Raw genomic sequence first — 23310 nt, 5'->3', positions numbered from 1 at the left:
CCGTGAATAAAATAAAAAAGACCCCTCATCCGTAAAGGACGAAAGGTCTTAGCTTCCGTGGTACCACCTTCATTTGCCCGGCTGCTATTTTCGCAGTTGGGCTTACTCAACACCGTTAACGCCGGGATACGTTAGGTTTGCCTAAATGCTCATAAGGTAGGTTCGATGTTCAAGAGGGCGGTGAAGTCTTTCAGCCTCCGGACTTCACTCTCTTTCGCCTTTTTCCATCTACTGGCCTTACTCATTGCATGTGAACGAATCAAATTTTAATAGTGATTATGCAGGAAAAATGGCTTGTCTGTCAAGAGATAAATTTGCCAATTTTTTGTTTTTTCGAAAAAGTTATGTAAAAATAATGACAATGGTGAATAAAATATGTACACTTTATTTTATTATTGGACGATACATAACTATCATGCTCTATGCATAATTATTCTTTATTCAAAAATAACGTTAGGAGTTTTTTAGATGACAGAATGGAACGACGGCGTTGCCAAAATTACACTGCCGACCCCATTTCCAGTCGGGGATGTCAATGTATATTTAATAAGAGGGGAACGGCTGACCTTAGTAGATGTAGGGCCGAAAACCGAAAAAGCGTGGAACTCCCTTACCCAGCAGCTGGCTGATTTAGATTTGCAGCCGCAAGATATTGAACAGGTAATCCTTACCCATCACCATCCGGACCATTGCGGTCTGCTTGATTTTTTTCCAGACGAACTTGATGTGTACGGCCATCCGTTGAATGAGCGCTGGATTCAGCCAACGGAAACATTTTTACAGGAACAAGAGGCTTTTTTCAAAGAACTGTTTGAAGAGTTTGGGCTGCCAAATGAGTATTTTCCGTTGACATCTTTTTTCAGGGAAGGCCATAGATACATATGCAATCGTCCGTTAACTGGCCAGCTTGTAGAAGGGATGAGACCGCTGGGCCTGTCGGAATGGCAGGTCATTGAAACACCAGGGCACGCCCAGAGCCAGATTGCCCTTTATCGGGAAAAGGATGGCGTTCTGATTGGCGGCGATTTGATCATCGCTCATATATCCCCAAATCCATTGCTCGAACCGCCGGCACCAGGGGAAATGGAGCGGCCAAAGCCGCAGCTGCAGCATAATCATTCGATGCAAAAATTACTGTCGTATCCGATTCAGGTGGTAAAATCCGGGCATGGCGAAGATGTCTACGAATTAGCAGAGCTTGTTGAGAAACGGCTTATCCGCCAGCACGAACGGGCGATGACAGTTAACAGCTGGCTGAAGGAAGAACAGCTGACTGTTTTTGACATCTGCAAACGGCTATTCCCGAGTGTTTATAAACGCGAATTGATGCTGACGATATCGGAAACCGTCGCCCAGCTTGACTATTTGGCATCCATCGGAGAAATTAGTAGTAAAGATACTCATCCCGTTCTTTATTACGCCAAGCTTTAAGGCGGGTGGGATGACCCTGATGAGGTGTTTTATTGATGAACGGACGATTGAAGGATAAAAATATTGTCATAACTGGGGCTTCCGGTGGAATCGGAGCAGAAATTGCCCGGCTTTGTGCCGCAAGCGGCGCCAATCTCGTATTGCTGGCCCGGAGCATCGATAAGCTTAAGCAGCTTGAAGTGGAGCTTGAAAAAAGGTATTCCGTTAAGGTCGAAGTGTTTCAGCTGGATGTAGCGGATACCGACCAAGTCGAGAAGGTCTTTGGGGATATTTTTGCGGTTATCAGCCATGTTGACATTATTGTCAATAACGCCGGCTTTGGGATTTTCCGCGAAGCCCATGAGGCATCGATTGATGAAGTTAAGGGCATGTTTGAGGTGAATGTTGTCGGGCTGATGGCGTGCACGAGCATGGTCTTGCCTAGGATGCGCGAGAGACGCTTTGGTCATATTATCAACATTGCCTCCCAGGCCGGAAAAATTGCCACTCCGAAATCGAGTGTCTATTCAGCGACCAAGCATGCGGTACTTGGCTACACGAACGCATTAAGGATGGAGCTTGATGACTACAACATTCAGGTAACCTCGGTGAATCCGGGCCCGATTGCCACGAACTTTTTTAACATCGCCGATGAACAGGGCACTTATGTAAAAAACGTCCAAAAATTCATGCTCCAGCCTGAATACGTTGCTCAGAAAGTTGTCGGCAGTATGCTGTCGAAAACGCGGGAAATCAACCTGCCGCGCTGGATGAATATGGGAAGTGTTGTTTATGTTCTGTTTCCAAGACTGTTTGAGCGGATTGGGAAGAGGATGTTAAATAAAAAGTAGATTTGTTTGGCCTCTATTGAATCAGAGGCTTTTTTTTATTTTAGCCTGTTAAAAACTCATACACCATATCATTCACAACCTCATATAAATCCGCATCCGGATCTTCGTCCTTCGTTTGCAGAATCCGAGTAACCAGCTCCTCCAACTCTCTATCGCCAATCGGTGTAGAATCTGCCTCATAATACTGTTTAAAACAATTCTTAATCATTTTTACAATCAGCTTTTTATCCATTCACATGCACCTCACCTTCATTATATCGCTTTTTTGTACCTTAGCCAGATTTGGTAAGCCTTAAAAAATTTCCATTGAATACGAACGCATATTCGCTTAAGATAATAGATATAATACCAAGGAACAAACGTTCGAATTTTGAAACTGTGAGGGATAATCATGGTTGATTACAACACGCTACCACACAATAAAATTTTATGTGTCGACATGAAGAGCTTTTATGCCAGTTGCTCTGCCGTGATGCTGGGGCTTGATCCGCTCGACTGCTATATCGCGATTGTCGGCGACAGAGAACGGCAGGGGAGCGTTGTGCTTGCCGCTTCCCCAAGATTGAAAAAAGAATTTGGCATCAAGACGGGCTCACGGCTGTTTGAAATTCCAAACGATCCGCGGATTCGGCTGGTCGAACCAAAAATGGCCACCTATTTACGTATTTCAACAGAAATCTCCCGTGTGTTTAACCGCTATGTTCCAAAGGAAGCCATCCACACCTACAGCGTCGATGAAAGCTTTATTAAAGTGGACGGCGCTCTGCATTTGTGGGGCGATGCCCAGACGATTGCGAAAAAAATAAAGGACGATATTGAGCGGGAATTCCAGCTTCCATGCGCGGTCGGGATTGGGCCCAATATGTTGCTGGCAAAGCTCTGCCTTGATTTAGAGGCTAAGAAACACGGGGTTGCCGAGTGGACCTATGATGATGTGCAGACAAAACTTTGGAAGGTGTCGCCGCTTCGGGAAATGTGGGGAATCGGCAGGCGGGTTGAAAAAACGCTCAACGGCATGGGCATTTTTACGGTTGGCCAGCTCGCGCGCTATGACTTAGAACAACTGGAGAAGAAATTCGGTATCATGGGCAACCAGCTATATCATCATGCCTGGGGAGTCGACCTTTCCGATTTGGGTGCGCCGATTATCGAAGGGCAAATTAGCTTTGGAAAAAGCCAAATCCTGCTGCGGGATTATAAAGACGAAGAGGAAATTAAGCATGTCATTTTGGAGATGTGCGAGGAGGTTGCCAAGCGAGCGAGAACACGGCGGAAGGCGGGGCGGACGGTCAGCCTTGGCGTCAGCTACAGCCAGGATGAATTCGGCGGCGGCTTTAACCGCTCGAGAACCGTCCAGCAGCCGACCAATGTCACGATGGACCTTTACCGTGTCTGCCTGGAGCTATTTCACGAGCACTATAACGGCAAAACCGTCCGGCAGATTTCCATTGCGCTTAGCAATATTGAGGACGACTGCGAGCTTCAGATTGATCTGTTTGACATGCGGGCTTACAAAAGGCGAGAGCTTGGCTATGTAGTAGATGCGGTCCGCAGACGCTTTGGTCCGGGTTCGCTGCTGCGCGCTGTTTCCTATACCGCCGGTGGAACCGCCAAGCATCGGGCCACGCTTGTGGGCGGGCATAAGATGTAAAATAACTGGTTTGCGCAAGTAAAAGCGGATTATCCGCGAGTAAAGTCAGGCTATCCGCAAATAAGAGCAGGCTATCCGCAAGTAAAGCTAGACTATCCGCGAGTAAAGTTCACTGAACAGTAATAAGAGAAAGAAGGCGAGGCAAATGATTCGCGACCGTGGCAGAATTAAATGGACGTCGATGATGCTGCCTGAGCATGTAAAAATGCTCAGGGATTGGGTGAAGGAAGATCAGTATGAACAGCAGAAAGAAATGGATGAGCAGCAGCTTGAGCTCATGAACGAAATCTTGGCAGAGGCCATCGAATTTGACCAGTACGTGACAATTACCCATTATCGGAACCGAAATTATGAAATCGTCATTGGTAAAATCCATTATTGGGACGAAATCGTGCACAGGCTGCATGTGATTGATCGATTTCAAGAAGTGCACCGCATTCCCATCGATACTATTGCTGACGTTCGAATGACGAACATATAAAAGAGCGACTCCAACTAGAAAGCCGCTCTTTCTTCACCTTATTTATTCTTCCTTAGGCACCCGAACTTGAGACTCAAAATTCCCTTTATGCGAACCATCGCAGAAAGGTTTGTTTTTACTCATTCCGCAACGGCAAAGAGAAAAGGATGGTTTCGTCGTATACACATTCCCTTCTCCATCCAACAATTCCACATCGCCTGTAATTCTAAGTGACCCATTATCGTTAACTTTAATAGTAACCTTTGACATCCGAAGCACTCCTTTAAAAATATTCTTATTATCCATGAGAATAACTGGTTTAATAGGGAAATGCAACCAAATGGCACCGAGCAAAATAAAAACAGCCCGAACCAACATATGCTACAATCATCATATGCCTAAATGAGGGGAGTGTGTTAGCATGGAAATCATCATAACCGAAGAGGCTGCCAAAAAAATAAATGAGCGGGTAGCGGGACGTGAAGGCTATTTACAGCTTAAATACGATACGGATGGCTGCGGCTGAGCAGTCAGTGGTGTTGCCGCTCTGTGGTTCACAGGCGAATTAGACGATACTGAAGTTGAAATTGAAACGAATGACAGGCCAGTGTATATCGAAAAACACAAAATGGTGTTCTTCGACGAGCAAATGAAAATTGATTTCTCGACAACCAGTAATTGCTTTCAGTTAAAAAGTCCGCAGCAAATCCTGAACGGACGAATGAGCCTCGTCCTAAAAGAAACAGACTGATCCATTATGGACAGTCTGTTTTTAGCTTGGGTAAGCGTAGTGGACATATTTTTCCAAAAATTCATCCACGACCCGCTTATAGTCATCCGGGTTTTCGTTAAAGGATTGGGCGTGAACGCCTTCCTCTGCAATATAGAGCATTTTCGGGCCTTGTTTGTGTTCGAATAAATCATGGGTCATCGATGGCAGAATATAATCATCCTTCTGGCTATGGATAAATAAAACCGGATGCTTGATGTTTTCGATAGCCGAAATCGGCGAAACATGGCGGATGGAATACTTATCGCGCAGGCGAAGGAAAGCATCCCCAATCGGAAGCAGCAGCCCTGGAAAAATTTTAAAATCCCTTTTAATGAGATGGGCAACCTGCTCTTTAAAGTCAGAAAATGGACAATCAGCGATGTAAAAATTGGCCCCGTCTTCAAGAAGTCCAGCATATAGCAGCATCGTTGCTGCCCCCATCGATTCCCCGTGAATCCCAAGGAGCAAGTCTGGTCCCTTTTCTTGTTTAAGCCAGTCGACCACTGCTTTTAAATCAAATTTCTCGTAATGGCCATAGCTGGTGGTTTTGCCGCCGGATTCCCCGTGGCGGCGATGGTCGTAAATCAAGGTATTAAAACCGCGCTCGAGGAACAGGTTCATGTATTTCACAGAATTCATTTTGTTTTCCGTTACGCCGTGCGAAATAATCACATAGCGGTTGGTCTGATGCGGTTCCACAAGCAAGGCTTTGATTGTATAGCCGAACGGAGAAGGGATATCCACATCCCGTTTAGGCAGGGACTCAAATTCATCGGGATTGAACCTGCCCGCCTCCTTTTCCCGCTTTAAAATGAAATCCTCATCTTTCTTCTTCATATACATGATTCGGTTGGTAAAAAACAAACCGATAGCGAGCCAAAAAAATAACAAAATAAACAGGGTTCGAAAGGCCTTCTTCAAACTTGGCACCTCCAGAAGGTTGGTAATCCATATTTTAACATAAGAAAAGCCGCGGCATCTAATGGGCGGCTTTGAATGAAAGGCATGATTATGATTCTGCGTTTTGGCGCTTCGTCGGATGAAGGGCTTTTTCCATTTCTTCTGCAGCAATCATCCGTTTGCCGCCCCCGCTTGAGTCCGCGTAGTTTTTTCCTTGCATGCTGTTCCCTTTATCGCGCTTTTGGCTCATGAATAAATCTCCCTTCGATGGTCTTATCATCTATAAGATGCTTAAACACAGGGGCATTTATTCACGAGACGGTTTGGCTATGAAGACTGAAATAGCCGCTTGTGATTTCCCTGGAGATATGGGGACGGACGATTTCAATGGCATCGACAAGCTTTTGGAGATCAATTCCTGTATCTATTCCCATCCGCTCGAGCATGTAAACGACATCTTCTGTTGCAGTATTTCCGCTCGCGCCCGGGGCAAATGGGCATCCGCCTAGCCCGCCGGCAGATGTATCAAAGCGGTTTACGCCTGCTTGGAGGGAAGCAAGGATGTTAGCCAGCCCAAGTTTTCTGGTGTCATGGAAGTGGGCAGTAATAAGGGTTTCTTTAAACTCCTCTTTAATTTTTGAAAATAACGAGTAGGCTTCGTGTGGCGCAGCCATTCCAATCGTATCGGCAACGCTTAGTTCATCGGCTCCGGCCTCGACAAATTCCCGGCATAGCTTCAATGCTTCTTCCTCTTCGATTTTACCCTCATATGGGCAATAAAAAGCGGTCGAAATGCAGGCACGGACAAAATAATTTTTTTCCTTAAGCTCTTTAATAATCGGTTTTAATTCAGTCATGCTGTCAACAGTTGATTTGTTGATATTTTTTTGATTAAACGTATTGCTAACGCCGACAAACACAGCGACGGCTTGACAATTGGTGGAGTATACCCGGTCAATTCCTTTGCGGTTTGGAGCTAGGACAATGTTTCTTGTTTCCTCATCAAGGCTGTCGGCCACAATTTCCGCTGCATCGCCCATTTGCGGCACCCACTTCGGCGATACAAAGGAGGTCAGTTCCATTTCTTTAAGTCCCGCGTTTCTCAAAGCAGAAATAAATTGTTTCTTAATTTCTGTCGGCACAAACAATTTTTCATTTTGCAGGCCGTCGCGCGGCCCAACCTCAATTATGGTTACTTTTTTCGGTAAAGTCAGCATTTCGTTCCCCCTCGTCCTGTCATAATTTCATTGTAACGGGGTCGATTTTTTAAAAGCAAGAATTTTAACAAAAATGGTAATTTTCTGTGTTAAAATAAGATGAGTAATTTGATTAGGGGGAGAGTTAATGACTGAAGTTGTAATTGTTAGCGCTGTCAGAACCGCGCTTGGCAGTTTTAATGGTGGATTAAAAAGTGTAAGTGCAGCTGAGTTAGGAGGAGTTGTCATCAAGGAGGCACTTCAGAAGGCAGGCGTGAAACCGGAGCAGGTCGATGAAGTGATTATGGGTAATGTCCTTCAGGCTGGCCTTGGGCAAAATCCTGCTAGGCAGGCGGCATTTAAAGCAGGAATCCCAGAAACTGTTTCCTCGATGACTATAAACAAAGTGTGCGGATCAGGTTTAAAAGCTGTGCACTTAGCGGCACAGGCTATTTTGGCAGGAGATGCGGAAATTGTGGTCGCCGGCGGAATGGAGAATATGAGTCAGGCACCATACATATTAAAAAATGCCCGCGAAGGCTTTAAAATGGGTGACCAAAAGCTGATTGACACCATGACATCAGACGGACTTACTTGTGTATTCAATGACTATCATATGGGGCTCACAGCGGAAAACCTAGCGGAAAAATATTCGATTACAAGAGAAGAGCAGGATGAATTTTCCGCATGGAGTCAGGAAAAGGCAGTGAAGGCGATAGAAGAAGGACGGTTTAAAGAGGAAATCGTTCCGGTTGTGATTCCGCAACGAAAAGGCGAGCCGGTTATATTTGCCGTGGATGAATATCCGAAAAAGGGTACCACTGTGGAAAAATTGGCTGGGCTGCGTCCTGCTTTTAAAAAGGACGGTACGGTAACAGCGGGAAATGCATCTGGCATTAATGATGGTGCTGCAGCCTTAGTGGTGATGAGCAGGCAAAAGGCGGATGAACTTGGGTTAAAGCCGCTAGTAACTATTAAGGCAAATGCCAGCGCTGGGGTGGATCCAAGCATCATGGGCATTGGCCCGGTTCCGGCTGTGAAAAAAGCATTAGAGAAGGCTGCTGTTTCCTTGGAAGAGCTTGAGTTAATCGAAGCAAACGAAGCTTTTGCGGCGCAATCGCTGGCTGTAGACCGTGAACTTCAGTTTAACAAGGAAATCTTGAATGTAAACGGTGGTGCGATCGCGCTTGGACATCCAATCGGTGCCAGCGGGGCGCGGATCCTAGTTACCCTGATTCACGAGATGAAGAGGAGAAATGCCCAGTTGGGTCTAGCAACATTGTGTATTGGCGGCGGCCAGGGGGTCGCGACGGTTGTGGAATTGACATAATATAATTAAGCTGGCTGACCTTAGAGGGAGCCTGCTTTTTGCATGATTTAAGTGATTGCAGGTTGTATAATAAAGAAAAAGCAGTTTTTGAAGGAGCATCAAACCTATGAAGAAAAAACAACAACAACCTAAACGTCAGCCGAAAAAAGACGATGCTGCAGTAACGCTTAAAGACATGATGAATCCCGATTTAATAAAAAAGTTAAAAGAACAGCAGGAGCAGCTAAAAGCGGAAGAAGATAGAAAACGCGAGGAAGAAGAGCAGAGAAAACGGGAAGAAAGAAGATTAAAAGAAAAGAACAAATCCTTTGAAGAGCTGTTAAATGAGAGCGGCATGAATTGGAAGGAATTTAAATAAAAGGAGAGCAGTGCTCTCCTTATTTATTACCGATGCTCCAAATAAACACTACCCTTAGTCAGTTCTTTAATTACCGAAACCTCCTCATCGGTCAGCGGCTGACTTCTAACCACAGCAGCATTGCTTCGAATCTGTTCCACGCTGCTCGCACCCGCCACAACAGAGGCAACCGCAGGATTAGCAAGATTATATTGTAACGCTACCTCTGTAAATGAACGGCCTATGCCCACTTTTTCCTTCAATCGAGGCAAAACCTCACTCAATTCATCTAAACTATAATCGAGATACCCTTTCCCAGAAGCTTTGTCCAAAAGTTTATCACTTAACAGCCCTTTGGCCAGCGGTCCGCGTGTGACAACGCCCACGCTATGTTCAGCCAATAGCGGCAATGCCTCTTCCTCCGGACGGCGGTCAAGGATACTGTACTGCATCATCACCGAAACAATATGTGATTTCTCTACATATTCACGGATGACATTCGGACGGATTGAGGAAATTCCGTAATAGCGGATCACTCCTTCAGAAACTAGTTCCTCAAACGCTTCTATTGTTTCATCGATTGGGTCATCAATCGTGCCACCATGTAATTGATAGAGATCAATATAATCTGTTCCGAGCCGTTTCAGACTGTTTTTTACCGCTTCTTTGATATAGACCTTTGAAGGATCCCACGTCCAGCTAGAATGATCCGGCTTCCAGCGGTTCCCGACCTTCGTAGCGATAATCACCTTTTCGCGGACACTTTTTAACGTTTTCCCGACAATTTCTTCGTTAACCCCAAAATCATATAAGTCCGCGGTATCGAAATAATTGATCCCTTCCTCAAGAGCGGCTTCAATAATTTCGTGGGCCGCTTTTTCATCAGTTCCAATTGACATACAGCCAAGTCCAAGTTCCGTCACATACAAGTCAGATCTACCCAACCTTCGCTTCTTCAAATAAATCCCCCCGTTCTTTTTCTATAATTTTAATCAAGAACGGGGGAGACTACAAACAACAGGATTCATTTTTGCTTGACGTTTTGCACCCAGTCGGAAACATTCTCAAACTCTTTCCGATATTCCTTTAGCTTTTGCAGTACTTCCCAGCCTTTGCCGACAAGGATAATCCCCTTTTCATGCACATACACCTTCATCCCATACGCCTCCCAATCAAGTATGGTAAAATGTATGACGTGAATGAACCGGACTAGAACAGGAGTTGACGATAATGAGCAAGCTTGAGGAAAAAACACTTAAAAGCGAAGAAATTTTTTCAGGGAAAATCATCAGCCTTCACTTACAGGAAGTGGAACTGCCAAATGGAAAAACATCGAAGAGGGAAATTATCAAGCATCCAGGGGCGGTAGCTATTTTAGCCGTCACCCCTGAAAATAAAATCATCATGGTCGAGCAATATCGTAAAGCACTAGAACGAACGATCGTGGAAATTCCTGCTGGCAAGCTTGAAAAAGGCGAAGAACCGGATGCTTGCGCCCGCCGGGAATTGGAGGAAGAGACCGGCTACGTGTGCGAAAGCCTTGAGTTGCTTACATCTTTTTTTACCTCGCCGGGCTTTGCCGATGAAATTGTCCATGTTTACCTCGCAAAAGGCTTAACGAAAAAAGAAGATTCCGCAGCCCTTGATGAGGATGAGTTTGTCAATTTGGAAGAATTGACGCTGGAAGAAGCCCTTCAATATGTGAAAGAACAAAAGATTTATGACGCAAAAACGATTTACGCAGTCCAATACTTACAACTACAAGAGGCGTTGAAGAAATAATGAACCGCTATTATGTGGATTTACATATTCATATTGGCCGGACCTGGACGGGCAAGCCTGTTAAAATAACCGGCGCCAAATCTCTTACATTTACAAATATTATTGAACATGCACGCCATGTAAAAGGGCTAAACATGGTTGGAATCATTGACAGCCATTCTCCGGAAGTCATTTTGGAAATGGAGAGCTTAATTCAAAGTGGAGAGGTTTACGAGCATAAGGATGGGGGCTTGATATTTGGCGATTTGACCGTCATTCCGGGCTCGGAATTGGAAATTTATGATGAAAACTGTCACGGCCCGATTCATCTTCTTTGCTACTTCCCAACACTCGCTGTCATGCGGGACTTTTCTAATTGGCTGTCGGGCCATTTGAAAAATATTCAGCTCAGCTCGCAAAGGATTTATATCACCGGTATGGAGCTGCAGAAAAAGGTCAAAGAAATGGGCGGTATATTTATTCCGGCGCATGTGTTTACACCATTTAAAAGCCTTTACGGTAAAGGGGTTAAAAAGTCTCTCTCAGAGGTCCTTGACCCGAACTTGATAGACGGAGTTGAGCTTGGTTTAAGCTCTGACACACAAATGGCTGACCAGTTAGGCGAACTGCACAATTATACGTTTGTGACTAACTCGGATGCCCATTCCTTGGCAAAAATTGCCCGTGAGTATCAGGTGGTGGAAATGGAGGAGCCAACCTTTAAGGAACTATTTAAGGCCTTAAAGGGTGAGGATGGGCGCAAAATAATTGCTAACTTCGGATTGGATCCACTGCTCGGCAAATACCATAAAACCGTTTGCGCCGAGTGTTTGAATCCGCTTCAGGAAGATGACCAAATTTGTGATTTGTGTGGTCATAGCAAAATCATTAAAGGAGTGGCCGACCGAATCCTTGAATTAAAAACTGCTGAAACAAGCCCGCCCGGACGTCCGCCTTATGTTCATCAGGTGCCGCTCGAATTTATCCCCGGACTGGGCCCGCGCATGCTGGAAAAACTCGTCAACCACTTCGGCAGCGAAATGGCAATTTTACATGAGGTTCCTTTTGAAGCATTAAAAGAGGTCGTTCCTGAGAAAATTGCGGACCTCATCATGAAAGCGAGAGAAGGAAAAGTAAATCTCGCTGCTGGGGGCGGCGGGAAATACGGAAAAATTGCGGATCAATAACTGCAACATTGCATATGAACAATCTATTAAGCTCGCCAATAGGCGAGCTCCCTTTTTTGAAGGATTCATAACGCTCGAACGATTGAAAAAATGAAGTACCCGGTCGTTATGAAGGTCCCATAACGCCCGAACGACTATAAAAACCCAGCTCTCGGTCGTTATGAAGGCCTCATAACACCCGAACGTCTATAAAAACCCAGCGCCCGGTCGTTATGAAGGTCCCATAACGCCCGAATGACTATAAAAACCCAGCTCTCGGTCGTTATGAAGGCCTCATAACACCCGAACGACTATAAAAACCCAGCGCTCGGTCGTTATGAAGGTCCCATAACGCCCGAACGACTATAAAAACCCAGCTCTCGGTCGTTATGAAGGCCTCATAACACCCGAACGTCTATAAAAACCCAGCGCCCGGTCGTTATGAAGGTCCCATAACGCCCGAACGACTATAAAAACCCAGCTCTCGGTCGTTATGAAGGCCTCATAACACCCGAACGTCTATAAAAACCCAGCGCCCGGTCGTTATGAAGGTCCCATAACGCCCGAACGACTATAAAAACCCAGCTCTCGGTCGTTATGAAGGCCTCATAACACCCGAACGTCTATAAAAACCCAGTGCCCGGTCGTTATGAAGGTCCCATAACGCCCGAACGATTGAAAAAACCCAGCGCCCGGTCGTTATGAAAGGTCTTATAACGACCGAACGGCTGAAAAGACAAAGGTACCCGTCATTATGAAAGGTCTTATAACACCCGACCAATTGAAAAAATGAAGCGCTAGGTCGTTATGAAAGGCTCTAAATGCCCGAATGTCTAAAAATACATATTCCCGGTTGTTATAAAAAGTTCTACCCTCAAAAAAAGCTCCTGTTAAAGTTATAAAATAGTTTTTCCAATTATTTTATGGAATCTATCAATTTTAATCATAGAAAAACTAGACTGGCATAGAATGTATTAATCATTAGCAAATGCCAGGAGGAACCGCAAATGAAAAAACGTTTGTACCCATCCAATGTAGTAAGTTTCCGTGAGCATTCCTCAATTTTCTTATTTATTGTTGTGTTGTTTTTTATGGGTGTTATTTTTGGCGCAATTGTCGTCAATAGTATGAGCTTTACACAAAAGGAAGACTTATTCTATTATTTATCGCAGTTCTTTGGACAAGTCTCCACAGAAAACGCAGGCGAGAACAGCGATTTGTTCTTGCAAAGCTTCCTTCATAATAGTAAATTCATAGGATTAATTTGGATTTTGGGAATTTCCATTATCGGGCTTCCTGTTATTCTCATTCTTCTGTTTGTCAAAGGAATGGTGGTAGGCTTTACAGTTGGGTTCCTGGTCAGCCAAATGGGCTGGAAAGGGTTTCTGCTGGCGGTCTCCTCGATTCTGCCGCAAAACCTGATTATCATCCCAGTCTTTATTATCATGGCGGCCTTGTCAGTTATTTTTTCATTGAGAATGATTAAGAAACAATTTATGAAGCAGTATGCAAAGCCTTTAGCACCTTTACTGAAGGGATATATTTTCGCCCTCATCGCGGCGGTCGTGTTTATTTCAGCAGCGTCAGTCGTTGAAGCGTATTTATCACCATGGCTGATGAAAACCATGATTACATCAATCAGTATATAATAATTATTAAATAATAATATATATAAACTCCACTTTATAATAATTTTATTTTGAATCTCCTTTCTCATCTGTTATAATGTGAAATAACAGTGGCGTGGGAGGGGCTTCAGGATGGAAACTAGAATTGAGAGAATAAAGAAGCAGTTGCATTCAGCAAGTTATAAGCTAACACCTCAGCGTGAAGCAACCGTCAGAGTTTTATTGGAAAATGAAGAGGATCATTTAAGCGCGGAAGATGTGTACCTCCTCGTTAAAGAAAAATCGCCTGAAATAGGCTTGGCAACTGTTTACCGGACTTTAGAATTATTAACGGAGTTAAAAATTGTCGATAAAATAAATTTTGGTGACGGAGTCTCCCGTTACGACCTCCGCCAGGAAGGTGCAGCCCATTTTCACCACCACCTTGTTTGTATCGAATGTGGTGCTGTTAGTGAAATTCAGGAGGACTTACTGGAAGATGTCGAAGCAGTGGTAGAAAAGAGATGGAATTTTAAAATAAAAGACCATCGACTTACCTTTCATGGTATCTGCCATCGCTGCCAGGATAAAGACAAAGACGAAGAACCAACCAAACAGAATAAGATCAAACAGTCCTTTGAATGAAAAGGGCTTTTTCTTTTTTAGCTAATAAGAAAGTGTAAAATATTTCAAATTTTACACTTTCTTAACGCATAAATTCAACTACGCCTCATGAACCGTCCTAACGGACTCGCCAATAGACGAACTTTCATTTAAATGAGCATGCGAAAACCCGATGCAGCAAGGTATAAAACCTGTCCAATTTGGCATACCTTGTAATAGAAAACTATTTTTGGGGGAACGTAAAATGCTCTCTTTTATGAAAATCATTCTGCAAACCGTAAAGGTATTTATCATATTCACAGGGTGCACGATTCTTTTTTATTATGGTATCATGTGGGTATCTGAAGAATATCAAAATTATCACCGCTACGACGAACCGGAAGGAACGGCGCTTAAGGTCTCAAATACAATGAGCGAAAGCGATTCTTCTCTAGTAGACCGGCTGATCTTTTTTTATTTAAATGGGGAGTAAGGCAATGGAACAGCATTTACAGGAATTCAAGCAATATATGGGTGTTGAAAAAAGACTTGCCCAAAATACATTGCTGTCATACGAGCGCGATTTAAAAAGCTACTTGGACTATTTACACAAGGTAGAACTGATTCCTTCATTAAATGATGTCCAGCGGGTACATATCATTCATTTTTTGGAATATTTAAAGGAGCAGGGGAAGTCTGCTAAGACATTGGCAAGACATATTGCTTCCATTCGCGCATTTCATCAGTTTTTATTAAGAAGTAAAGTGGTTGAGGATGACCCTACCGTGCAGATTGAAACACCGCGGATGGAACGGTCGCTTCCGAAGGTGTTAACCCTTAAGGAAGTGGAACAGCTGTTAGATACTCCTAAAACCAATGACCATTATGGTTTAAGAGACAAGGCTATGCTTGAGCTTCTTTATGCGACAGGAATTCGCGTCAGCGAGCTGATTGACTTGGATATCGAGCATGTCCAATTGACGATGGGGTTTATCCGCTGCAGGGGCAAAGCGGATAAAGAGAGGATCATCCCCATTGGCAAAACGGCTGCCGACGCCATCAAACACTATCTTGAACAGGGTAGACCCCATTTTGTCTCCCTAAAACATGCTGATAATGCCCTATTTTTAAATCATCAAGGAAAGCGCCTCTCTCGTCAGGGCTTTTGGAAAATTTTAAAGAAATTGGCGCTTGAAGCAGGTATTGATAAAGAGCTAACACCGCACACATTGCGTCATTCCTTTGCAGCACACTTGGTTGAAAATGGGGCTGATTTGCGTGCCGTCCAGGAAATGCTCGGCCATGCAGATATCTCGACAACACAAATTTATACTCAGGTTACGAAGCCTCGTTTGACTGATGTTTATCGGAAATTTCATCCGAGAGCTTAATAGATTGATAGATTCATAAAAATGTCATAAGCTGCCGAAAAAATGGGCAGCTTTTTCCTTGTAATTTTCCCTGCATTTAGTAAAATAAAAGAGGTCAGACTTCTGACGAATGCTCGGCTGCTTTTTTAGAGTAATAGAGCCTAAATAGGACAACATATAGTTGTGAATTGCTTCTTTTTTAGAAGGTGTGAAAACGTTATCAATGCTGTGTGGCCAGTTAACAGGTGGCCATAGCCGGTGAACATTAAGGAGGAAAAGAGTAAAATGGCGGCTAATACATATAAACGTATTTTTATTGTCGTGATGGACTCCGTAGGTATTGGTGAAGCCCCTGATGCCGAAAAATTCGGCGACAAGGGTGCCGATACGCTTGGACATATCGCGGAAAAAATGAACGGGCTCGACATGCCCAACATGGGGAAGCTAGGTCTGAGTAATATTCGTGAGCTAAAAGGAATTCAAAAGGCGGGAAAACCTCTTGCCTTTTATACGAAAATGAAGGAAGCTTCCAACGGGAAAGATACCATGACGGGACATTGGGAAATCATGGGTTTAAATATCAAGACACCATTCCGCGTCTTCCCAGATGGATTTCCAGAGGAGCTTGTTTCAGAACTCGAACAGCGGACAGGAAGAAAAGTAATCGGCAATAAACCGGCAAGCGGAACGGCAATCATCGATGAACTCGGCGAAGAGCATATGAAAACAGGCTCATTAATCGTCTATACGTCGGCCGATTCCGTCCTGCAAATTGCGGCCCATGAAGAAATTATTCCGATTGAAGAGCAATATCGTATTTGTAAAATAGCCCGCGAATTAACCCTGGATGAAAAATATATGGTTGGAAGAGTCATTGCCAGGCCGTTTGTAGGAGAACCGGGCAGTTTTAAACGGACGCCGAACCGCCATGACTATGCCTTAAAGCCTTTTGACAGAACTGTCATGAGTGAATTAAAGGATGCGGGCTTTGATGTGATAGCAATTGGAAAAATATCCGACATTTTTGATGGTGAAGGTGTAACCAAATCATTAAGAACGGTTTCGAATATGGATGGGATGGATAAGTTGGTTGAAACCTTTGATATGGACTTCACTGGCATCAGCTTTTTAAATCTTGTTGACTTTGATGCCCTGTATGGCCACCGCCGCGATCCGGAGGGGTATGGCCGTGCCCTGGAGGAATATGATGCCCGTCTTCCTGAGGTATTTGCCAAAATGAAGGAAGATGACCTGTTAATAATTACGGCGGACCATGGAAATGATCCTGTCGCCCCCGGAACAGACCATACCCGTGAATATGTGCCACTCCTTGTCTACTCGACAGGTAAACAAGCGGGCCGTGAGCTTCCTTTACGGGAAACCTTTGCCGATATAGGTGCAACCGTTGCTGAGAACTTTAACGTGAAAATGCCGAACTATGGGAAAAGCTTCTTAAACGAATTGAAATAATGAAATGAATGTTTCTAAAAAGGGTGAATGAGGATGAATTACGAAAATATTCAAAAGGCAGTCAGCTTTTTAAGAGAAAAATATGTGAGTGCCCCGAAAATAGGTCTTATTCTAGGATCAGGTCTCGGCGTACTGGCTGAGGAAATCGAGCAGCCGGTCAAAATACCATATCGTGAAATTCCTGACTTTCCAGTTTCAACTGTCGAAGGCCATGCCGGCCAGCTTGTGTTTGGCCTGCTTAATGGTGTTGAGGCTGTCGCGATGCAGGGCCGGTTTCACTTCTACGAAGGTTATAGCATGGATAAAGTAACCTTTCCAGTAAGAGTGATGAAGGAACTGGGGGTCGAGATTTTAATTGTCACGAATGCCGCCGGTGGGGTAAATGAAAGCTTTACGCCGGGCGACTTAATGATTATTACCGACCATATTAATAATATGGGCACAAACCCGCTGATTGGCCCAAATGACAGTCATTTCGGTGTCCGCTTCCCGGATATGTCGGAAGCCTATACAAAGGAATTGAGGACAATGGCTAAGGAGATTGCTTCAAGGTTAAACATTGATGTGAGGGAAGGTGTTTATTTCGGAAATCCCGGACCTGTTTATGAAACACCTGCTGAAATCCGAATGGTTCGCACTCTTGGCGGGGATGCGGTTGGAATGTCAACTGTGCCGGAGGTCATCGTTGCTCGTCACAGCGGCATGAAGGTGCTTGGCATTTCCTGCATTTCCAATATGGCAGCGGGGATTCTTGACCAGCCTTTGACCCATGACGAGGTTATCGAAACAACGGAAAAAGTAAAAGCAAATTTCCTTCTGTATATTAAAGAAATTGTAAAGAGTCTAGCATAATTTTGATGGTAAAGTGGTGAATAAAAATGAGAATGGTTGATTTGATTGAGAAGAAACGTGACGGACATGAACTGTCTACTGAAGAGATTAATTTTATCATTCAAGGCTATACCGAGGGATCCATCCCTGATTATCAAGTAAGTGCTTTTACTATGGCGGTTGTTTTTCAAGGTATGACGGAAAAGGAACGGGCTGATTTAACGATGGCGATGGTGAAATCAGGTGATCAGATTGACTTATCGCAAATCGAGGGAATCAAAGTCGATAAGCATTCAACTGGAGGAGTGGGCGATACAACGACACTAGTTCTCGGCCCACTTGTGGCATCAGTCGGTGTTCCGGTTGCGAAAATGTCCGGACGCGGGTTGGGGCATACTGGGGGAACCATTGATAAACTAGAATCAGTGGCAGGCTTCCATGTGGAAATTGACAGTTCAGAATTTACCGAGCTGGTGAATAAAAATAAAATTGCTGTCATTGGTCAAAGCGGGAATTTGACGCCTGCGGATAAGAAACTGTATGCGCTGAGAGATGTAACGGGAACTGTTGAAAGCATTCCGCTGATTGCTAGCTCGATTATGAGCAAAAAAATTGCCGCTGGTGCGGACGCGATTGTTCTTGATGTGAAAACAGGAGCAGGCGCATTTATGAAGACCCTTGAGGATTCAAGGGAATTAGCTCGTGCGATGGTCGGAATCGGCAACAAGGTTGGCCGGCGAACCATGGCGGTGATTTCCGATATGAGCCAGCCGCTCGGATTTGCCATCGGGAATGCTTTGGAAGTGAAGGAAGCGATTGACACCTTAAGGGGCGAAGGTCCTGAGGATTTAACCGAGCTGTGCCTAACCTTAGGAAGCCATATGGTGTACTTAGGAGGAAAGGCACATTCACTAAAAGAAGCGCGCTCCTTATTGGAGGAGGCAATCCAAAACGGGTCGGCTCTTGAAAAATTAAAGATATTCTTAAGCTCCCAAGGCGGAGATGCAACTGTAGTCGATAATCCGGAAAAGCTGCCACAGGCAAAATATACGTTTGAACTGGAAGCCAAAGAGGACGGCTATGTTTCCGAAATTATTGCTGATGAAGTAGGTACGGCAGCCATGCTTCTCGGGGCAGGCCGGGCAACAAAGGAATCTGTGATTGACCTCGCAGTTGGCCTCGTCCTCAGAAAGAAAATCGGCGACCAGGTAAACAAAGGTGAATCCCTAGTCACCATTTACAGCAACTTCGAAGACATCAAAGAAGTATCAGAAAAGCTTTATGAAAATATTAAAATCGCTTCGTCCAAAGTAGAAGCACCGACCCTCATATACGAAGAAATAACGGAATAAATAAAGCCTTAGGCGGGTGTCAGGCACCATGTGAAATTTTCACGTGGTGCCTGACACCTTTTTATGTATAAAGTTGGTAATTTTGGAAAAAATGTTGGCTATAAAGATTGGAGGGTTTTGCGATGAAGCGTCGTTTAGTCTATTTAATAGTTATGCTATTTATGTTTACAAGTTTAGGGGGGCCTCATGCCTTTGCGGCGGAGGAGAAAAAAGCGGAGGAAAAGCAAGGGACTGAGATTGTCACTGGTGTCCGTTCTGCTATTTTAATGGAAAGAGATACCGGAGAGATTCTTTATGATCAAAATGGCAACGAGAAGTTACCTCCTGCTAGCATGACAAAAATCATGACCATGTTATTAATCATGGATGAGATTGACAAAGGAAAACTGAAGTGGGATGAGAAAATCCGCACAAGTGAGTATGCCGCTTCAATGGGAGGCTCGCAAATTTTTCTTGAACCGGGCGAAGAAATGACCACCAAGCAAATGCTGCTAGGGATTGCCATCGGTTCAGGCAACGATGCTTCTGTTGCGATGGCCGAAAGAATTGGCGGTTCCGAAGAAGCATTTGTTGACATGATGAATGCAAAGGCGAAGGAACTGGGCTTAAAGCAAACTTTCTTTAAAAATACGACTGGCCTGCCAGAAAGCGGTCATTACAGCTCCGCACATGACATGGCCGTAATGGCAAAAGAATTATTGAAATATGAAGACATTACGAAATTCACGGGAATGTATGAAGCTTATCTCCGTGAAAATACGGATAAAAAATTCTGGCTGGTTAATACAAATAAATTAGTTCGTTTCTATCCAGGAGTGGATGGTTTAAAAACTGGATTTACGGCTGAAGCAAAATACTGCTTAACAGCAACTGCACAAAAGGATGGAATGCGAGTCATTGCTGTAGTATTTGGGGCTCCGACATCCAAGGACCGCAATGCCCAAGTCACAAAAATGCTTGACTATGCGTTCAGCCAATATCAAACACATCCAGTCTACAAACGGAATCAAACCATTGGTGAAGCAAAAGTAAGTAAAGGCCAGGACAAAACAGTCAAGGCTGTAACAAGCGAACCGCTTTCTCTTCTAACGAAAAAGGGAGAAAAGACCAAGGACGTGAAGCAAAAGATAACTCTTGAAAAGAAAATAAAGGCTCCCGTTCAAAAAGGTGATCGAGTAGGAACCATTAAGCTAATTAAAGATGGCAAGGTGGTTTTGGAAAGCCCTCTGGTCGCCAAAAGCACTGTCCAAGAAGCAGGTTGGTGGACCCTTTATAAACGTTCCTTCGGCATGTTTACAAAGGCTGGAAAATAAGGGGAATGTCGAATCCCAAAACGAAATCACTACTTTTAGCGAAAATCGACTAGTTTTGTATGTTGAGAAGGAAATGAATGGACAAAAGGCGAATTGACTCACTATACCTGAATAAGGAGGACGAAGGATAGTGAGTCTTAACATTGATCTTGAAACAAAACACGATGTTTTACTGATTCGTTTAAGCGGAGAATTGGACCACCATACAGCTGATGAGCTTCGCGAAAAAGCCTCAAGCGAAATTGAAAACAATGGAATCCGCCACATTGTCTTGAATCTGGCACAACTAACCTTTATGGATAGCTCTGGGCTTGGTGTTATATTAGGCAGATATAAGCAAATTAAACAGGTGCACGGTGAAATGGTCGTTTGCGCAATTTCCCCTGCAATCCAAAGATTATTCGATATGTCGGGAATGTTTAAGATTATCAAAATGGAACCGACTGAAGAATTTGCATTGCAGAGATTGGGGGTGGCCTAACGTGAAGAACGAAATGACTCTTCAGTTTAGCGCTTTAAGCCAGAATGAATCCTTTGCCCGTGTAACGGTTGCTGCTTTTATTGCCCAGCTTGACCCGACTATGGATGAGCTGACTGAGCTAAAAACGGTTGTTTCAGAGGCAGTTACAAATGCAATTATTCATGGGTATGAAAATGACCCGAATGGAATTGTCTATATTTATGTTTCAATAGAGGATAGTTTCATTGAATTGTCCATTAAAGATAATGGATTAGGTATAGCAGATGTGGAAGAAGCTCGTCAGCCATTATTTACAACGAAGCCGGAACTTGAAAGATCCGGCATGGGCTTTACCATCATGGAAAATTTTATGGATGAGGTAGAGGTCTTCACACAGCCTGGCAGCGGGACCGAGGTTAGACTACGAAAGCATTTAAAATCCAGCAAAATGCTTTGCAATTAAGGAGACTTGCCGATGGATGTGGAGGTCAAAAACGACAAAAATCAAACGTATTTAAAGGATCATGAAGTCAAGGAGCTCATTCAAAGAAGCCAGGACGGGGATCAGGAAGCGCGCGATTTAATCGTTGAAAAAAATATGCGGCTTGTTTGGTCTGTTGTCCAAAGGTTCCTGAATAGAGGCTATGACCCGGATGACCTATTTCAAATCGGCTGTATCGGTCTATTAAAATCAGTTGATAAGTTTGACCTATCATATGATGTCAAGTTTTCTACGTATGCTGTCCCGATGATCATTGGAGAAATCCAGCGGTTTATCCGCGATGATGGGACTGTTAAGGTCAGCCGATCGCTGAAGGAGATGGGGAACAAAATCCGCAAGGCCAAGGATGAGCTGTCGAAAACACTTGGTAGAATTCCAACCGTTAATGAAATATCAGAATACCTTGAGATATCACCTGAGGACGTCATACTTGCCCAGGAAGCAGGCAGGACACCTTCATCTATTCATGAAACAGTCTATGAAAATGACGGGGATCCGATTACCCTGCTTGATCAAATTGATGATGGGAACGACGGCAAATGGTTTGATAAAATCGCTTTAAAAGAAGCCATCCGCGAGCTTGATGAGAGGGAGCGGCTAATTGTCTATTTGCGCTATTATAAGGACCAAACCCAATCAGAAGTGGCAGTAAGACTGGGAATTTCTCAGGTTCAAGTTTCAAGACTAGAAAAAAAGATACTTCTGCAAATGAAGGACCGAATGGATCTCTAATCCATTTGGTTTTTTTATTTGGCTAATAGGAAAGTATAAATTCAACTACGCCTCTGTCTTCGTCCTATCGGACTCGCCAATCGGCGAGTTTTCATTTAAAAAAAGCAATTCCATTTTTTGTTTTCATAAAAAGGCAGTTTTTACCCATACTACATATACGAGAAATCTTTGTGTGGGAAGTGATGTTTTGGAAAAAACAATCTACATTCGCATGCGGAATCGTGTTCAAGTCCCTCCGGAGGGAAAGGTTTTATTAAAAGATGCTGCTCAGATGATTGCCACTGAAGAGGTCCTTCGTGATTTACAATCGATGGAGATTTACCAATTAAAAAAAGAGGACGGAAATATTGTTGTGATCGATATCATGAAAGTCATTCGGTTAATAACGGCCAGGTTTGAGGATGTTGAGGTCCAAACAATCGGACCGGCGCAGACAATTATTGAAGTAGTAGCCATGAAAAAAGGAGTTTCGATTCCTTTTTTTCTTTTAATATGGTTTCTTTTATTTTTCGGTTCGGCCATGACACTGATGAATTTTCATGATGATGTCAGTATGAAAAGTGTGCAGGAGAAAATCTACACAATCATTACAGGTAAGAAGGAAGCAAAACCGCTGCTTTTTCAAATTCCCTATTCAATTGGCTTAGGACTTGGCATGATTCTCTTTTTCAATCATGTCTTTAAGAAGAGAATTAATGATGAACCAAGTCCGCTCGAGGTTGAGATGTTTAATTATCAGATGGATTTAGATAATTATGTGATTCTCCATGAAAATAAAGAAAGTATGAAACGGGTTCATGACGATTAAAATTATTGCTGTTATGTTTCTGGGAATTGCTAGTGGGTTGGCCGTTGGCTCGGGATTTGTTGCATTTCTTACCGTTCTGGGGGTTATCCCCAGATTAACGCAGCTTACCAAAACGATGAAAATGATTTATCAGTATGAATGGGGAGTCGTTATCGGGGCCTTAACGGGAGTTTTTGCCAGCTTAAGGGACCCCGTATTGGATATATCCGCTTATTTCTTAATCCCCTTGGGGCTTTTTGGCGGTGTCTTTGTTGGGATGCTGGCTGCAGGTCTTACAGAGGCTTTAAACGTTTTCCCAATCCTTGCTAAGCGAATTCATTTAGATGGTAAGATTGTCATTTTAATAATGGCAATTGTTTTGGGGAAAATATTTGGTTCCATCTTTCAATGGCTTTACTTTGTCCATCATTAAAATCTTTAAAAGGAAG

28 protein-coding genes and 1 pseudogene are annotated in these 23310 nt (G+C 43.8%); 22 read left to right on the top strand and 7 right to left on the bottom strand.

Annotated features, from left to right (window positions below; all coding sequences use genetic code 11):
- Positions 1-468: 468 nt before the first annotated feature.
- Entirely contained in the window at positions 469-1431 is a 963-nt protein-coding gene (locus QNN06_RS23150) for an MBL fold metallo-hydrolase (RefSeq protein WP_213120278.1), read from the top strand.
- A 35-nt stretch (positions 1432-1466) separates the two neighbouring features.
- A complete protein-coding gene (locus QNN06_RS23145) occupies positions 1467-2261 on the top strand; it encodes an SDR family NAD(P)-dependent oxidoreductase (RefSeq protein WP_213120279.1) in 795 nt (264 codons plus the stop codon).
- A gap of 40 nt (positions 2262-2301) precedes the next feature.
- On the opposite strand, the gene QNN06_RS23140 is transcribed toward QNN06_RS23145, so the two are convergent.
- Positions 2302-2493 (bottom strand): YqzH family protein, encoded by a 192-nt coding sequence (locus QNN06_RS23140; RefSeq protein WP_213120280.1) that lies wholly within the window; start codon positions 2491-2493, stop codon positions 2302-2304.
- A 159-nt stretch (positions 2494-2652) separates the two neighbouring features.
- Here QNN06_RS23140 and QNN06_RS23135 point away from each other — a divergent pair, with 159 nt between their 5' ends.
- A complete protein-coding gene (locus tag QNN06_RS23135) occupies positions 2653-3912 on the top strand; it encodes a Y-family DNA polymerase (protein ID WP_213120281.1) in 1260 nt (419 codons plus the stop codon).
- Positions 3913-4057: 145 nt separating this feature from the next.
- The gene (locus QNN06_RS23130; protein WP_213120282.1) at positions 4058-4393 is read left to right on the top strand and encodes a YolD-like family protein; all 336 of its coding nucleotides are present in this window, start codon (positions 4058-4060) and stop codon (positions 4391-4393) included.
- A gap of 42 nt (positions 4394-4435) precedes the next feature.
- On the opposite strand, the gene QNN06_RS23125 is transcribed toward QNN06_RS23130, so the two are convergent.
- Complete coding sequence (locus QNN06_RS23125; RefSeq protein ID WP_213120283.1) at positions 4436-4642, bottom strand: CDGSH iron-sulfur domain-containing protein; 207 nt, start codon at positions 4640-4642, stop codon at positions 4436-4438.
- A 274-nt stretch (positions 4643-4916) separates the two neighbouring features.
- Here QNN06_RS23125 and QNN06_RS31270 point away from each other — a divergent pair.
- Positions 4917-5123 (top strand): annotated as a pseudogene (locus QNN06_RS31270) (iron-sulfur cluster biosynthesis family protein); the annotation flags it as partial.
- Between the two features lie 21 nt (positions 5124-5144).
- Here the strand turns inward: QNN06_RS31270 and QNN06_RS23115 are convergent.
- The 3 genes from QNN06_RS23115 to QNN06_RS23105 form a co-directional block, all read right to left on the bottom strand.
- The gene (locus tag QNN06_RS23115) at positions 5145-6065 is read right to left on the bottom strand and encodes an alpha/beta hydrolase (protein WP_213120284.1); all 921 of its coding nucleotides are present in this window, start codon (positions 6063-6065) and stop codon (positions 5145-5147) included.
- 88 nt (positions 6066-6153) lie between these two features.
- Positions 6154-6294, bottom strand: coding sequence for a hypothetical protein (locus QNN06_RS23110; protein WP_213120285.1), 141 nt, complete (start codon positions 6292-6294; stop codon positions 6154-6156).
- Positions 6295-6355: 61 nt separating this feature from the next.
- On the bottom strand, positions 6356-7261 hold the full coding sequence (locus QNN06_RS23105) for a hydroxymethylglutaryl-CoA lyase (protein ID WP_217033585.1): 906 nt from the start codon (positions 7259-7261) through the stop codon (positions 6356-6358).
- A 127-nt stretch (positions 7262-7388) separates the two neighbouring features.
- Between QNN06_RS23105 and QNN06_RS23100 the strand changes: the two genes are divergently transcribed.
- Positions 7389-8570, top strand: coding sequence for an acetyl-CoA C-acetyltransferase (locus QNN06_RS23100; protein WP_284036005.1), 1182 nt, complete (start codon positions 7389-7391; stop codon positions 8568-8570).
- Between the two features lie 106 nt (positions 8571-8676).
- Positions 8677-8928 carry a YqkE family protein gene (locus tag QNN06_RS23095; RefSeq protein WP_213120288.1) on the top strand — a complete coding sequence of 84 codons (252 nt, stop codon included), beginning with the start codon at positions 8677-8679 and terminating at the stop codon, positions 8926-8928.
- Positions 8929-8954: 26 nt separating this feature from the next.
- Here QNN06_RS23095 and QNN06_RS23090 read toward each other — a convergent pair whose 3' ends face one another.
- Positions 8955-9866, bottom strand: coding sequence for an aldo/keto reductase (locus tag QNN06_RS23090; RefSeq protein WP_213120289.1), 912 nt, complete (start codon positions 9864-9866; stop codon positions 8955-8957).
- A gap of 65 nt (positions 9867-9931) precedes the next feature.
- The gene (gene mciZ, locus QNN06_RS23085; protein ID WP_213120290.1) at positions 9932-10063 is read right to left on the bottom strand and encodes a Z-ring formation inhibitor MciZ; all 132 of its coding nucleotides are present in this window, start codon (positions 10061-10063) and stop codon (positions 9932-9934) included.
- A gap of 74 nt (positions 10064-10137) precedes the next feature.
- Here mciZ and QNN06_RS23080 point away from each other — a divergent pair, with 74 nt between their 5' ends.
- The 15 genes from QNN06_RS23080 (at position 10138) to QNN06_RS23010 (ending at position 23294) form a co-directional block, all read left to right on the top strand.
- The gene (locus QNN06_RS23080) at positions 10138-10689 is read left to right on the top strand and encodes an NUDIX hydrolase (RefSeq protein WP_284036004.1); all 552 of its coding nucleotides are present in this window, start codon (positions 10138-10140) and stop codon (positions 10687-10689) included.
- Positions 10689-11855, top strand: coding sequence for an endonuclease Q family protein (locus QNN06_RS23075; RefSeq protein ID WP_284036003.1), 1167 nt, complete (start codon positions 10689-10691; stop codon positions 11853-11855). Before QNN06_RS23080 ends, QNN06_RS23075 begins: the two co-directional genes overlap by 1 nt.
- A gap of 986 nt (positions 11856-12841) precedes the next feature.
- On the top strand, positions 12842-13483 hold the full coding sequence (gene spoIIM / locus QNN06_RS23070; RefSeq protein ID WP_213120293.1) for a stage II sporulation protein M: 642 nt from the start codon (positions 12842-12844) through the stop codon (positions 13481-13483).
- A gap of 111 nt (positions 13484-13594) precedes the next feature.
- A complete protein-coding gene (gene fur / locus QNN06_RS23065) occupies positions 13595-14086 on the top strand; it encodes a ferric iron uptake transcriptional regulator (protein WP_213120294.1) in 492 nt (163 codons plus the stop codon).
- A gap of 223 nt (positions 14087-14309) precedes the next feature.
- On the top strand, positions 14310-14537 hold the full coding sequence (locus tag QNN06_RS23060; RefSeq protein WP_213120295.1) for a YqzK family protein: 228 nt from the start codon (positions 14310-14312) through the stop codon (positions 14535-14537).
- 4 nt (positions 14538-14541) lie between these two features.
- Positions 14542-15435: a site-specific tyrosine recombinase XerD gene (gene xerD, locus QNN06_RS23055; RefSeq protein WP_213120296.1), complete on the top strand. Its 894-nt coding sequence runs from the start codon at positions 14542-14544 to the stop codon at positions 15433-15435.
- A 264-nt stretch (positions 15436-15699) separates the two neighbouring features.
- Positions 15700-16884 (top strand): phosphopentomutase, encoded by a 1185-nt coding sequence (deoB, locus tag QNN06_RS23050; RefSeq protein ID WP_284037973.1) that lies wholly within the window; start codon positions 15700-15702, stop codon positions 16882-16884.
- A 33-nt stretch (positions 16885-16917) separates the two neighbouring features.
- The gene (locus QNN06_RS23045; RefSeq protein ID WP_284036002.1) at positions 16918-17736 is read left to right on the top strand and encodes a purine-nucleoside phosphorylase; all 819 of its coding nucleotides are present in this window, start codon (positions 16918-16920) and stop codon (positions 17734-17736) included.
- A gap of 26 nt (positions 17737-17762) precedes the next feature.
- A complete protein-coding gene (locus QNN06_RS23040) occupies positions 17763-19067 on the top strand; it encodes a pyrimidine-nucleoside phosphorylase (RefSeq protein WP_217033580.1) in 1305 nt (434 codons plus the stop codon).
- A gap of 122 nt (positions 19068-19189) precedes the next feature.
- Complete coding sequence (locus QNN06_RS23035) at positions 19190-20380, top strand: D-alanyl-D-alanine carboxypeptidase family protein (protein ID WP_217033579.1); 1191 nt, start codon at positions 19190-19192, stop codon at positions 20378-20380.
- A 130-nt stretch (positions 20381-20510) separates the two neighbouring features.
- Positions 20511-20861, top strand: a complete 351-nt coding sequence (gene spoIIAA / locus QNN06_RS23030) for an anti-sigma F factor antagonist (RefSeq protein WP_213120300.1) — start codon at positions 20511-20513, stop codon at positions 20859-20861.
- Between the two features lies 1 nt (position 20862).
- On the top strand, positions 20863-21303 hold the full coding sequence (gene spoIIAB / locus QNN06_RS23025) for an anti-sigma F factor (RefSeq protein ID WP_213120301.1): 441 nt from the start codon (positions 20863-20865) through the stop codon (positions 21301-21303).
- Between the two features lie 12 nt (positions 21304-21315).
- The gene (gene sigF, locus QNN06_RS23020) at positions 21316-22074 is read left to right on the top strand and encodes an RNA polymerase sporulation sigma factor SigF (RefSeq protein ID WP_213120302.1); all 759 of its coding nucleotides are present in this window, start codon (positions 21316-21318) and stop codon (positions 22072-22074) included.
- A 187-nt stretch (positions 22075-22261) separates the two neighbouring features.
- Positions 22262-22882, top strand: a complete 621-nt coding sequence (locus QNN06_RS23015; RefSeq protein ID WP_213144972.1) for a stage V sporulation protein AA — start codon at positions 22262-22264, stop codon at positions 22880-22882.
- Complete coding sequence (locus QNN06_RS23010; protein WP_213120304.1) at positions 22872-23294, top strand: stage V sporulation protein AB; 423 nt, start codon at positions 22872-22874, stop codon at positions 23292-23294. Before QNN06_RS23015 ends, QNN06_RS23010 begins: the two co-directional genes overlap by 11 nt.
- Positions 23295-23310: the final 16 nt, after the last annotated feature.

Source organism: Neobacillus sp. 114 (assembly GCF_030127045.1).
GTDB classification, from domain to species: domain Bacteria; phylum Bacillota; class Bacilli; order Bacillales; family Cytobacillaceae; genus Neobacillus; species Neobacillus rhizophilus.
This window is presented reverse-complemented; position numbering and strand designations above follow the sequence as displayed.